A 12,922-nucleotide genomic window follows, 5' to 3' on the forward strand; every position below is an offset into this window, starting at 1 on the left:
GGAGCGCCGGATGACGACGATGCGCGAACACCAGTTGAAGAAGCATCAGGCCCAGCGGCTGGCCTGGGATCTGGACTGGAACCTGCTGCGCACCTTCATGGTGATCGTCGAGGAACGCGGCATCACGGCCGCCGCCGAACGGCTGGGCCTGAAACAGCCGACCCTGAGCAATGCGCTGGCGCGGATCGAGGCCCGGCTTGGCCGGCGGCTGATCGACCGCAAGCCCAATGTCTTCGAGGTCACCGAGGCCGGCCGCCTGCTCTATAACGATTGCGTCGAGATTTTCGGCACGGTCGCCCGGCTGCCGATCCGGCTGCGCGACGTGCAGGAACAGGTGACGGGGAATGTGGCGGTCGCGGTCGCCAGCCATATCGTGTCACCGCTGTTCGATCAGGCGCTGTCGGATTTCCACACCCGCCACCCCAGGGCCACCTTCACCATCAGCGTGATGACCAGCCTGGACGTGGTGACGGCGGTGGCGCAGAAACGGGCCTCGTTCGGGCTGTGCCTGGTGCACAACCCCGACCCGCGGCTGGATTATCGGGTGTTCTATCGCGAATTCTTCGGCTTCTTCTGCGGCCCCAAGCACCGGCTCTATGGCCGCACCGATCTGACGCTGGATGATCTGCGGGGCGAGACATCGGTCTCGTTCCAGACCGACCACCCATCCGATGCGCTCAGGCCCGTGGCCCTGCTGCGCGCGGTGGCCCAGGTGGAGGACGCGGTGATCGGCATCTCGTCGAGCCTGGAAGAGGTGCGGCGGATGATCACCGCCGGGCTGGGCATCGGGCCGCTGCCGCTGCATGTGGTGCGCCGCGATGTCCGCGACGGCCTGCTCTGGCGCCTGCCGCCCTATCAGGATCCGCCGGCGATCGACATCTTCCTGGTGTCGAACCCGCAGGCCAGCCTCAATCGCGCCGAGGCCGGCCTGCTGGCCCTGCTCCGCGGCCAGGTCGACGAGCTGCCGCTGGCGGCCCGCACCTATGGGCTGGACGGGCGGTAGGCGCCGCCGGCCGCCGGATGCTCAGGCGCAATGGCCGTCGATCAGCGGCCACAGCCGGTCGGCGGCCTCGATCGGCGGCATGTGGGCGGCCGGGTCGAGGCATTCGAAGCGGGCACCGGGAATGGCGGCGGCAATGGCGCGGCCGGCCTCAGGCGGGCAGCTTGCATCCTGCGCGCCCGAGATCACCAGGGTCGGCACAGTGATGCCGCCCAGATGCGGGGTCATGTTCAGGCCCTTGATCGCCTCGCAGGCGGCAATGAAGCCGTCGGTCGGCGTCGTGCGGATGATCGCCGCCACCTGATCGAGCGCCGATGGCGCCAGACGGGCGAATTCGGTGGTGAACCACCGCGCCAGCGTGGCATCGACCAGGGCATCCATGCCCTGATCACGAACGGTGGCGATCCGCTCATCCCACAGCGCATGCGCTTCAGCCGGCATCGACGAGACGGTGCAGACCAAAGTGAGGCTGCGCAGCCAGGCCGGGTTGCGCACACCCAGAACCTGCCCGACCATGCCGCCGATCGAGACGCCGGCATAATCGGCGCGCTCGATGCCCAGCGCCGCGACCACCTGTTCGACATCCATCGCCAGACGCTCCAGCGTCTGGGGCTGCTCAGCGGTGGATGGCCGCACCTCGCTGACACCGTGGCCCGCAAGATCGATCGCGATGATCCGCCGGGTCGCGCGCATCGGCGCGGCCACCAGATCCCAGATCGTGTGATCGACGCCAAGAGCATGGACCAGCACCAGAGGCGCCCCGTCCGGGTTGCCCGACTGTTCCACGGCTATGTCGACACCGTCATCGGTGGTGATGCGCTGCATCATGGGGGCGGTCTCCGACGAATTGGACTGACCCATGATGCATGAGGCCACAGCAGGCGTCGAGCACGCGTTGCAGTCGCAACAACGGGGGTTGACAGCCGCACTGCCCTTGATCGTCCGCCCCCCCGGACCGCGACGGGTTGACGCAGGCCCGCCCTCGCACCACATCGGCTCGATTGCTACAGGAGCCGGGCCCCTCTGGCGACCGAGGCGTCGGTCGTGATGTCGGATCCCTCACCCAATGTCGCGCTTCGACGCAGCGCAACCGCGATCGAGGGGTGATCGCGTGTTTTCCCAAACGTCGTCCGAACCGCTCACCGGGCTTGGCCCGGTGGCGTCCTATGCCCTTGCCGGCCATCCGCTGTGGCAATGGGCGATTTTCGCCACCGTCGTGATCGTGCTGCTGGCCCTGGATCTTGGGGTGCTGAACCGCCGGGATCGCACCATCGGTATCCGCCGCAGCCTGGCGCTGTCGGCCTTCTATATCACGGCGGGCCTGGCCTTCGGCGGCTTCGTCTGGTGGTCGTCGGGGCCCGCCAGCGCCATGGAATATGCCACCGGCTTCCTGCTGGAAAAGACCCTGGCGATGGACAACGTGTTCGTCATCGCCACGATCTTCGCAGCGCTCGCCATCCCCCGCCATCTGCAACACCGCGTGCTGTTCTGGGGCATCCTCGGCGCCATCGTGCTGCGGGCGCTGATGATCGGCATCGGTGCGGCGCTGGTGACCGAATTCCACTGGATCCTGCTGGGCTTCGGCGCCTTCCTGATCTGGGGCGGTATCAAGATGCTGATGGGCGACGGCGACCCGCCGGACTTCACCCAGGGCATTTTCATGCGGCTGCTGAAGAAGGCGATCCCGGTCACGCCCGATCTGCATGGCCATGCCTTCATGGTCCGCGCGCCCGACAAGACCGGGCGGCTGGTCCGCCACGCCACACCGATGCTGGTGGCGCTGGTGCTGATCGAAACCGCCGATGTGGTGTTCGCGGTCGACAGCGTGCCGGCGATCTTCGCGGTCACCACCGATCCGTTCATCGTCTATACCAGCAACATCTTCGCGATTCTGGGCCTGCGGGCGCTGTATTTCGCGCTGGCGGCGATGATCCACCGCTTCGGTGACCTGAAATATGCGCTGTCGCTGATTCTGGTGTTCATCGGCGGCAAGATCTTCTGGGCCGAATTCATGGGCAAACCACCGGCGGAACTGTCGCTGATCGTCACCGCCAGCCTGATCCTGGGCGGCGTGGTGGTGTCGATGATCCGCAGCCGTGGCGCGCCGCCGGCCCCGGAAAGCCTGCCCCTTCCCCAACCCTCGCCCGACCTCGCCAATGAATTGCGGGCCGAGATGCGATCGGAGAAGGGCTGAGCGTCAGGATCGCGGCGCCACCTGGGGCTGCGGCCGCGGCTTCGGCTCCGGCCGTGGCCGCATCGGATCGATGCGGTCGGCCAGGGCCGGCACCATCTGCGCCGGGTCGACCGCGACATCGTGCCAGAACACGCCCCAATGCAGATGCGGGCCGGTGGCGCGCCCGGTCATCCCCACCCGGCCGACCGGGTCGCCGGCCTTCACCACCTGCCCTGGCGGCACCAGGGTTTCCGATAGATGGGCGAAGATCGAGCTGACCCCCTGGCCGTGATCGATGATGATCGTGCCGCCGGTGAACCACAGATCCGGCATCACCAGCACCACCTTGCCGGCGGCAGGCGCCATCACGGGCGTGCCCTCGGCGGCGGCCAGATCCAGGCCGCGATGGGGGCTGCGCGGGGTGCCGTTCAGCACCCGCTGGCTGCCGAACACGCCAGAGATCCGCCCCTCGACCGGCAGTCGAAAGCCACGGGTCACCACGTCGAAGCCGGTGGCCTCGTCGCTCGATGCCGCGCGGGCATTGACGATCAGGCTGCGTTCATGGCGCAGCCGGTCGTCGAGCTCCGGATCCGGCGTCACCTTGGGCGGCGGCAGGCCATCGACCCGTTCGATCGCCCAGTCGCGCGCCGCCACCGTCACCACCCGCTCCAATGTCGCCCCATGAGAGGCGCGCGCAGCGATCTGCACCCGGGCGGCGTCGCGACCGATGGCGAACACGAACCGGCCGGCCGCATCCACCTGCGCCGGCGTGTCATCCACCGTCACCGTCCAGCCCTTGGGCACCCGGCCCAGGTTCAGGCTGCCCTGCATCAGCGGCCCTTCCACGCCGATGGCCGGTGCCTCGGCGGTCGGCTGGTCCTGAACCGGGGCCGCCGTGGCCGGTGGCTGCGCGGTGCCGGTCTGGCCGGGTGCCGGCGTGCGGTCCTGCGCCATGGCCGTCTGCGCGATCGCCATTGGCATCTGACCCAGAACCAACAGCAGGGTCATGGCCGCAGCCGTATGGCGGAGCGGCCGGACGGTGCGGCACGGGCGGGGGATCGCGATCATGGTCGGAACCTTCCGGAAACGGCTGGCATCGGGGACGTGGCTGGCATCAGGCGCGTGGCTGGCATCGGGCGCGCGGAGGGCATCAGAACAGCTTGGGTTGTTCGCCGGTGGCCGGCGGGTCGCGGCGCGGGCGGGCGGCGGGCCTGGCCGGGCGTGGCGTGGCATCGGTGGGCGCCGGCGGCGGCGCGCCGTCAGCATGGGCGGCCACCCGGCCATCGGCAAAGACCAGGGTCAGCGCCTGGCCGGCGGTGATCGCGGCGGCCCGGGTCAGCGGTCGGCCAGTCGTCTCCGCGCCCGCCTCGCCGTCATCGGCGGTTTCGACCAGGGCGAAGCCACGGGCCAGCGCCCGGCGATAGGAATAGCTTTCCAGCAGCGCGCCCTGCCCCGCCAGCCGGTCGGCCAGATTGCGCAGATGCCGGGCCTCGGCCGCATGCAGGCGATCGGAGAGCCCGCCCAGGCGCTCGGCGCCCAGATTGCGGGCACGGATGGCGGCGGCCGGCGTCACGCCGGCGGCGGCGCGGTCCAGCCGCGCGGTGGCGCGATCGCCGATCCGATGCATGGCGGCGTCCAATCGCTGGCGCACCAGATCCAGCCGGCCGGCGGCCTCGGCGAAACGCTCCCCCGGGCTCTTCAGCCGGGCGGATAGCTCCGCGACCCGGGCCGCCCGGCGCTCAAGCACCCGGTCGATGCCGGCATGCAGCCGTTCCGCGCGGTCGTCGAGCCGCTGGGTGGCGCTGTCGATCAGGCTTTGCGGGCGGGGCAGACCGCGGGCAAGGCCACGGGTCCGCTCGGCGCCGCGTTCGATGATCCGGAAGGCGGCGCCCGGCAGACGCGCGCCCAGATCGCCCACCTCCAGCAGCAGATCGCCCAGCACCGGCACCGCCTTCTCGGCGGCGGCGGTGGGGGTGGGCGCGCGCAGATCCGCCACGAAATCGATCAGCGTGGTGTCGGTTTCGTGGCCGACCGCCGAGATCAGTGGAATGGTGCAGGCGGCGGCGGCCCGCACCACCGCCTCTTCGTTGAACGCCATCAGGTCTTCGATGCTGCCGCCGCCCCGCGCCACGATCAGCAGATCGGGGCGCGGGATCGCTCCGCCCGGCATCAGCGCGTCGAAACCGCGGATCGCCGCCGCGACCTGATCGGCCGCACCCGGCCCCTGAACCAGCACCGGCCAGATGATCACCCGGCGCGGGAACCGTTCGGCCAGCCGGTGCAGGATGTCGCGGATCACCGCACCGGTCGGCGATGTCACCACGCCGATGACCTCGGGCAGGAACGGTAAAGCCTGCTTGCGCGCCGCGTCGAACAGTCCTTCGGCAGCCAGCCGGCGGCGGCGGTCCTCGATCAGCGCCATCAGCGCGCCGGTGCCGGCCGGCTCCATCTGCTCGACGACCAGTTGATACTTCGACCGGCCGGGATAGGTCGTCAGCCGGCCGGTGGCGATCACCTCCAACCCGTCTTCGGGACGAAAGCTCAGCCGGCCGGCGGCGCCGCGCCAGACGACGGCATCGATCAGCGCGTCCTCATCCTTCAGCGCCAGATAGCAATGCCCCGATGCCGCACGCTTGAAGCCGGAAATCTCGCCTCGCACCCGCACGGCCGAAAACCGGCCCTCCACCGTGCGCTTGAGTTCGCCCGAAATCTCGGTGACGGTATAGATCGGCAGGTTGTGGCCGCCGCCACCCTCCGCCACATCGAGCAGGTCGGGATTGCCTCTGGACCGGTCTCGGGACGTCACGGCGATAGGGCCTCCTGGAGATCAGAGGGTGTCGTCACGGGGTTCCGCGACGGGTATGGGCCATGATAGAAGCATGAGGCCCGCAGAGGGGCAAGCCGGGGCGGCGGCCGGTCATGATGCGACCGGTCGCGGGCGATCGGCATCATTCCGGCGGAAACAGGCCAACAGGAGCGCGCAATGAAGGTTCTGCTGATCGGATCGGGCGGTCGGGAGCATGCGCTGGCGCGTGCACTGGAAGCCAGCGCCTCCGTGTCTTATCTGTGTGCGGCCCCCGGCAATGCCGGTATCGCCGAGCATGCCGAGATCCTGGACCTGGACCCGGCGGATATGGACGGCATCGCCGCCTTCGCCAAGGCCGAGGGCATCGGCCTGGTGGTGATCGGCCCGGAAGCACCGCTGGTCGCGGGGCTCGCCGATGTGCTGGAGGCATCCGGCGTGCCGGCTTTCGGGCCCACGGCGGCGGCGGCCGTGCTGGAAGGCTCAAAGGGCTTCACCAAGGATATCTGCCAGCGCTATGGCATCCCCACCGCCGCCTATGGCCGGTTCACCGATGCCGAGGCGGCCAGGGCCTATATCCGCGCCCAGGGCGCGCCGATCGTGGTCAAGGCCGACGGGCTCGCCGCCGGCAAGGGCGTGGTGGTGGCGATGACCGAGGCCGAGGCGCTGGAGGCCGTCGACGAGATGATGGCCGGCCGCTTCGGCGAGGCCGGCGCCTCGCTGGTGATCGAAGAGTTCATGGAGGGCGAGGAAGCCAGCCTGTTCGCGCTGTCGGACGGCACCACCGCCATCCTGCTGGGCACCGCCCAGGACCACAAGCGGGTCGGCGAGGGCGATACCGGCCCCAATACCGGCGGCATGGGCGCCTATTCCCCCGCCCCCTGCATGACGCCCGACATCACCGAACGGGCGATGCGCGAGATCGTGCAGCCCACGGTCGATGCCATGGCGGCCGAGGGCCGGCCCTTCGTGGGCGTGCTCTATGCCGGCCTGATCCTGACCGCCGACGGCCCGAAGCTGGTGGAATACAATGTCCGCTTCGGCGACCCCGAAACCCAGGTGCTGATGCCCCGGCTGTGGGGCGACCTGGCCCAGATCCTGCTGGCCGCACGCGATGGCCGCCTGGACCCGTCGATGATCGAACTGGACCCGCGCACCGCCCTGACCGTGGTGCTGGCCGCCAGCGGCTATCCCGGCGACTATGCCAAGGGCGAGGTGGTCGGCGGACTGGACGATGCCGCCGACGCGGCTCCTGAGGTGATCGTGTTCCACGCCGGCACCCGGGCCGATGCCGACGGCCGGGTGCTGTCGAATGGCGGCCGGGTGCTGGCGGTGACCGCTCTTGGCGACACTGTGGCGCAAGCCCGCGACCGGGCCTATGCGGCGGTGGACGCGATCGACTGGCCGGGCGGGTTCTGCCGTCGCGACATTGGGTGGCGCGCGCTCTGAGATCGCACGCGCCCTGGCGGGTTCAGCCGGCCCCGGCCAGCCGGGCGAGCGGCTTCGTCCGGCGCAGCACGATGCTGATCCGGGTGTTGCGCGGGTCGTCGCGGTTCTGGGGCACCAGCATGTCGGACGTGCCGCGCCCCGACACCTCGTTGATCCGGGCCACCGGCACGCCCGCCTCGACCAGCAACCTCTGCGCCGCCACCGCGCGTTCCGCGGTCAGCGACCAGGCATCGGCGCGCGCGCCATCCGCCCCCGCCAGATAGCCCCGCACCGCCACCTGATTGGGGGCGATGCGGATGGTGCTGGCGACCAGCGCGAACATCCGCCGTGGCCCCGGATAGGGCTCGACCGCATCCGACGGAAATACAGGCGCGTCCTCGCGATCGACGATGTTGATCTCAAGCCCCTCATCCGTCACCCGCATGGTCAGGTTGCCGGAAAGGTCGCGGGTCGACGGGTCGGCGGATACCGCCCGAAGCAGCGTGTCCGCCGCCTGTTCGAATGACCGCCGCTCGGCTGCCCCTTGCGCCGCCAGATCGCGCTCGCGGGCACGATCGCGCGCCTCGACCATTCGCTCGGCGGCGTCCTGCACCGCCTGTTCATAGCTCTGGAATGGCTTCGGCGCCTCAAGCTGTTCACCCGACAGCACGCGCCGCATGGCCTCGGCCGGGTCGTTGACCTGCAATTCCTCGGGCGGCGCCTCATCCGATGGATTGGCCGCCGGCCGCTTGGCCATCTCCGGATTCAGATCCATCGGCGATGGCGGCGGCGTCAGATCGGAGCGTTCGAACGACGGCATGCTGACGCCACCGGACCCGACATTGATATCGGGCGTGCCCGACTGCATCGTCAGAGTGTGCGACGCGCCGGCATCGCGAAACACGGTCCAGGTGGGCGTGAAATAATCGGCGATGCCGCGCAGCTTCTTTTCATCCAAGGCGTTCAGCAGCCACAGCAGCAGGAAGAAGGCCATCATCGCGGTCACGAAGTCGGCATAGGCCACCTTCCAGGCGCCGCCGTGATGACCGCCGCCCTTGCCCTTCTTGACCTTCTTGATGATCGTCGTGTGGCCGTTTTCTGCCATCGGATCAGGCGCTCCCCTTGGCCTTGTTGATCGCGGCTTCGGTCTCAGCGAAACTCGGCTGCATCACCGTCGGAATATTGGCGCGGCCGACCTCGATCGCCACCTGAAGCGCGTTCTTCGACAGGGTGGAGACGAACACGTCGCGGATCAGCTTGTAGAACCGCGCGTCATTTTCATTGATCTGCTTGATGCGGCTGGCGATGGGGCCGACCATCCCGTATCCAAGGAAGATGCCGAGGAAGGTGCCGACCAGCGCGCTCGCGATCAGCCCGCCCAGAATCGCCGGCGGCTGATCGATCGACGACATGGTCTTCACCACGCCCAGCACAGCGGCCACGATCCCATAGGCCGGCAGGCCGTCGGCAATGGTCTGGAGCGCATGCGACGGCTCCATATGTTCTTCCTCGACCTTCTCAAGCAGATTCTCAAGATAAGATTCCACCTGATGCGGATCCTCATGGCGCATGCTCATGTTGCGCAGCGTGTCGCAGATCATGGTGATCGCCAGGTGGTCGTTCAGGATCTTTGGATACTTCTTGAACAGCGCGCTGTTCTTCGCATCCTCGAAATCATTGAACTTGGTGCCTTCGCGCTGCCGCTTGTACAGCGCCATATACATCAGCCCGATCAGGTCGACATAGTCGGCCTTCTTCCACTTGGCGCCCTTGAACGCCTTGCCCAGCCCGCCCAGCGTGTGTTTGATCGCGGTGCCGCTGTTGGCGGTGACGAAGGCGCCCAGCGCGATACCGCCGATGATCATGCCCTCGATCGGCAGCGCTTCTAGAATCACCTCGATATGGCCGCCGGCGATGATGAATCCGCCGAACACCATAACAAGGGTCAGGATGATGCCGATGATCGGACCCATGGGCCGGATGCTCCTGCTGCACTGCCTCAGAGGCTGAGAGATTATCTCAGGCTTTTGAAGAAAATCTTAAGAAGCTGCGATGCCTCGGTCTCGGCGATACCGCCGAATACCTCAGGGCGATGGTGGCAGGTGGGGTGCGAGAAAACGCGGGCGCCGTGCTCGACACCACCGCCCTTGGGGTCGGCGGCGCCGTAATACAGGCGGCGGATGCGGGCGAACGCGATCGCCTGCGCGCACATGGCGCAGGGTTCCAGCGTCACCCACAGGTCGAGCCCGGTCAGCCGCGGGCTCGCGAGCATACGGGCGACTGCACGGATTGCCAGAATTTCCGCATGGGCCGTGGGGTCGTGATCGGCCTCGGTGCGGTTCGATGCCGCGGCCAGGATCTTTCCGGTCACCGGATCGGTGATCACGGCCCCCACCGGCACCTCGCCCCGGAGCGCCGCGGCACGCGCCTCCGCCAGCGCGGCCTGCATGGGGCGCAGCGCCGGTGACATCATCAAACCGGTGCCGGTCGGCACCGGTGGGGCGGAACGTTGCATCGACATGGCAGCCAAGCGAAGCCTGCATGGGGGTTTGCGTCAAGCGGCTCTTGCATCATGGGCCGCAAAGCCCCATGAATTGCCGCCATGGGTATATCCGTTTCCGCATACCGTCCGCTCATCGGCGTCACCCTCGACGTCGAACAGCCCGGCGGCTATTCCAGGTTCCCGTGGTACGCGCTCCGTGTAAACTACATGGATGCGATCGTTGCCGCGGGCGGCCTGCCCGTGGCGTTGTCGCATGAACCGGACATCGCCGCCCAGATAGTGGCGCGGCTGGACGGGCTGGTGGTGACCGGCGGTGCCTTCGATGTCGATCCGGTGCTGTTCGGCGCAGGCGACCGCCATGTCACCGTGACCACCAAAGACCGTCGCACCGCCTTTGAACTGGGCGTGGTGCGGGCAGCGCTCGATCGCGACATGCCGGTGCTCGGCATCTGCGGCGGGGAACAATTGCTCAACGTCGCACTTGGCGGTAGTCTTATCCAGCATATCCCCGATCGTTTCCCGGAGGCGCTCGCCCATGAGCAGCCCAATCCGCGTGACGAGCCGGGACATACGGTCAGCGTCGACCCGGGCACACTTCTGGCCCGTCTGGTCGGCCGGCAAACCCTGTCCGTGAACAGTGCCCATCACCAGGCCGTCGACCGGATCGCGCCCGGCGCGGTGCGCAATGCCGCAGCCCCCGACGGGGTGATCGAGGGCATTGAGCATCCGGGCTTCCGGTACTGCCTGGGCGTGCAGTGGCACCCCGAATTCCTGATCGATACCGGCGATCGCTTGATCTTCGACGGCCTTGTGGCCGCCGCTCTGGAGACCAGATGACCCGCACCAGCCAGACCGAGCCGGACCATGCGCGTGAGCGCGTCGCCCGGGCCATCGCCCGTGCGGGCCTGTGTTCGCGCCGTGATGCCGAACGCCTGATCGTCGACGGCCGCGTTGCCGTCAACGGCCGCCGCATCGACAGCCCGGCGCTTGACGTGTCGCCCGACGATCGGGTGACCGTCGACGGCCGGCCGCTGCCGGCGCGCGAGCCCGTGCGGCTGTTCCTCTATCACAAGCCGCGCGGGCTGATCACCAGCAACCATGATCCCGAGGGGCGCGAGACCGTTTTCGACCGCCTGCCGGCAAGCCTTCCCCGCGTGGTGAGCGTGGGGCGACTGGACTACAATTCCGAGGGGCTGCTTCTGCTCACCAATGACGGCGAACTTGCCCGCCGTCTTGAGAGCCCCGATACCGCATGGCGCCGCCGCTACCGGGTGCGCGTTTACGGCACGCCCGATGGCCAGGCTGTTGAACAGCTCGCCCGCGGCATGACCGTCGAAGGTGTCCGCTATGGCCCGATCGAGGTCGAGGTCGAGCATGAAGGCACCAATGCCTGGCTTTCGGTCGTGCTGACCGAAGGCAAGAACCGTGAAATCAGACGCGTCCTCGAGACCTTGGGACATCCGGTGAGCCGGCTGATCCGCGTCGCCTATGGACCGTTCCAGATCGGCCGCATGCACCCCGGAGAGGTGCGCGAGGTAACCGCCCGCATGCTGAAAGACCAGCTCGGCGCCCTCGCTGAAGGCCTTTATCTGCCAGGGACCGGGCGTGATGCCCCGTCCCGGCGCCCGGCCGCCGCACAAACCGGCGTGCCCGCACATGAAATGACCAAGACGATGACCGACGAAACCAGCAAGCCCGGCCAGACCGAAACGGTCGCGACCAGCATGGTCGCCGAGCCCGGCAAGGCGCCCGCCGCCCGTGATGCGGCCCTGCGCGATGACGAGATCCCCTCCGCCCGCCTTATCGGGGAAGACGAGGACGATCTGGAAGACGGTGATGATGAACTCGACGGCGATTTCGATGACGAGATCGACGGCGACGAGATGGACGGCGATGACGATGTCGATGGTGACGAGATCGACGAGGATGATCTGGACGATCTCGAAGACGAGGACGTCGAGACCCTGGAAGAGCTGGAAGCGCTGATCGCCCGCGCCGAGGAACTGAACGAGAGCGACGACGACGAGATCGAGGATTTCGGCGATTTCGACGAGGACGAGGACGAGGACGATGATGATGGCGACGAGGACGAGGATGGCGAGGACGACGAGCTGCTGACGCTCGCCAATCCCGTCGACGCCCCTGAGCCGTCGGCCCGCAACATCCGCGACAAGCGCCGTCTGCGCGAATTGCAGGGCAATGATCGCCCGACCCGCAACATCGCGGTCAACAGCGACCGCCGCGACGACCGTGGCGACCGGCGCCGTGACGATCGCCAGGCTGACAGGCGTGAGCCGCCGCGTGGCGGCGACCGGCGCGAGGGCTGGAGCCCGCTGAAGGCCGACGAGCCCGACGAGGAGGTCGATGCGGCCATCGCCGAACAGCGTGCCCGCGAGGCGCGCCGTGGCGGTGAACGCGGCGGTTTCGGCGGTGAGCGGCGCAGCTTCGGCGGTGACCGGCCCCAGGGCGACCGTGGTGGCTTCGGCGGCGGTGGCCGCGACAACCGTGGCGGCGATCGCGGTGGTTTCGGCGGCGAGCGTCGCAGCTTCGGTGGCGATCGGCCGCAGGGTGACCGTCCGCAGGGCGGCGGCTTCCGTGGCGGCGACCGTGACAACCGCGGCGGCTTCGGTGGCGAGCGGCGCAGCTTTGGCGGTGATCGGCCGCAGGGCGATCGTCCGCAGGGCGGCGGCTTCCGTGGCGGCGACCGTGACAACCGCGGCGGCGATCGCGGCGGCTTCGGCGGCGAGCGTCGCAGCTTCGGTGGCGATCGGCCGCAGGGTGATCGTCCGCAGGGCGGTGGCTTCCGTGGTGGCGACCGTGACAATCGCGGCGGCGATCGTGGCGGCTTCGGTGGCGAACGGCGCAGCTTCGGTGGCGACCGGCCCCAGGGTGTTCGGCCCCAGGGCGATCGTCCGCAGGGCGGCGGCTTCCGTGATGGTGATCGCGACAACCGCGGCGGCGATCGCGGCGGCTTCGGCGGCGAGCGTCGCAGCTTCGGTGGTGATCGGCCGCAGG

The 12,922-nt window shown here is 68.7% G+C and carries 11 protein-coding genes; 5 read left to right on the forward strand and 6 right to left on the reverse strand.

What is annotated here, in order from left to right; genetic code table 11:
- The first annotated feature begins 10 nt into the window (after window positions 1-10).
- Entirely contained in the window at window positions 11-1,003 is a 993-nt protein-coding gene (locus tag WG924_RS26400; protein ID WP_372044848.1) for a LysR family transcriptional regulator, read from the forward strand.
- Between the two features lie 21 nt (window positions 1,004-1,024).
- Here the strand turns inward: WG924_RS26400 and WG924_RS26405 are convergent, their stop codons facing one another.
- Window positions 1,025-1,828, reverse strand: coding sequence for an alpha/beta fold hydrolase (locus tag WG924_RS26405; RefSeq protein ID WP_345936020.1), 804 nt, complete (start codon window positions 1,826-1,828; stop codon window positions 1,025-1,027).
- 283 nt (window positions 1,829-2,111) lie between these two features.
- Between WG924_RS26405 and WG924_RS26410 the strand changes: the two genes are divergently transcribed.
- Window positions 2,112-3,194, forward strand: coding sequence for a TerC family protein (locus WG924_RS26410; RefSeq protein ID WP_372044849.1), 1,083 nt, complete (start codon window positions 2,112-2,114; stop codon window positions 3,192-3,194).
- Window positions 3,195-3,197: 3 nt separating this feature from the next.
- Here WG924_RS26410 and WG924_RS26415 read toward each other — a convergent pair whose 3' ends face one another.
- Complete coding sequence (locus WG924_RS26415; protein ID WP_345936021.1) at window positions 3,198-4,241, reverse strand: M23 family metallopeptidase; 1,044 nt, start codon at window positions 4,239-4,241, stop codon at window positions 3,198-3,200.
- Between the two features lie 82 nt (window positions 4,242-4,323).
- Window positions 4,324-5,934 (reverse strand): exodeoxyribonuclease VII large subunit, encoded by a 1,611-nt coding sequence (gene xseA, locus WG924_RS26420; protein WP_372045166.1) that lies wholly within the window; start codon window positions 5,932-5,934, stop codon window positions 4,324-4,326.
- A gap of 222 nt (window positions 5,935-6,156) precedes the next feature.
- On the opposite strand from xseA, the gene purD reads away from it, so the two are divergent.
- Window positions 6,157-7,425 carry a phosphoribosylamine--glycine ligase gene (purD, locus tag WG924_RS26425; protein ID WP_345936023.1) on the forward strand — a complete coding sequence of 423 codons (1,269 nt, stop codon included), beginning with the start codon at window positions 6,157-6,159 and terminating at the stop codon, window positions 7,423-7,425.
- Window positions 7,426-7,447: 22 nt separating this feature from the next.
- On the opposite strand, the gene WG924_RS26430 is transcribed toward purD, so the two are convergent.
- Genes WG924_RS26430 through WG924_RS26440 form a run of 3 tightly spaced genes read right to left on the reverse strand, consistent with a single transcriptional unit; the run spans window position 7,448 to window position 9,853 of the window.
- Window positions 7,448-8,509, reverse strand: coding sequence for a flagellar motor protein MotB (locus WG924_RS26430; protein ID WP_345936024.1), 1,062 nt, complete (start codon window positions 8,507-8,509; stop codon window positions 7,448-7,450).
- A 4-nt stretch (window positions 8,510-8,513) separates the two neighbouring features.
- Window positions 8,514-9,377 (reverse strand): flagellar motor stator protein MotA, encoded by an 864-nt coding sequence (motA, locus tag WG924_RS26435; protein WP_188579876.1) that lies wholly within the window; start codon window positions 9,375-9,377, stop codon window positions 8,514-8,516.
- A gap of 41 nt (window positions 9,378-9,418) precedes the next feature.
- Window positions 9,419-9,853: a nucleoside deaminase gene (locus WG924_RS26440; RefSeq protein ID WP_345936034.1), complete on the reverse strand. Its 435-nt coding sequence runs from the start codon at window positions 9,851-9,853 to the stop codon at window positions 9,419-9,421.
- Between the two features lie 153 nt (window positions 9,854-10,006).
- Here WG924_RS26440 and WG924_RS26445 point away from each other — a divergent pair, with 153 nt between their 5' ends.
- Both WG924_RS26445 and WG924_RS26450 read left to right on the forward strand, forming a co-directional pair.
- Complete coding sequence (locus tag WG924_RS26445; protein WP_345936025.1) at window positions 10,007-10,744, forward strand: gamma-glutamyl-gamma-aminobutyrate hydrolase family protein; 738 nt, start codon at window positions 10,007-10,009, stop codon at window positions 10,742-10,744.
- Window positions 10,741-12,922 (forward strand): pseudouridine synthase (locus WG924_RS26450; RefSeq protein WP_345936026.1); only part of this gene is annotated, 2,182 nt, incomplete at its 3' end. The genes WG924_RS26445 and WG924_RS26450, both read left to right, overlap by 4 nt.

Origin of the sequence: Tistrella arctica (assembly GCF_039630945.1) — a bacterium.
Classification (GTDB): Bacteria; Pseudomonadota; Alphaproteobacteria; order Tistrellales; family Tistrellaceae; genus Tistrella; species Tistrella bauzanensis.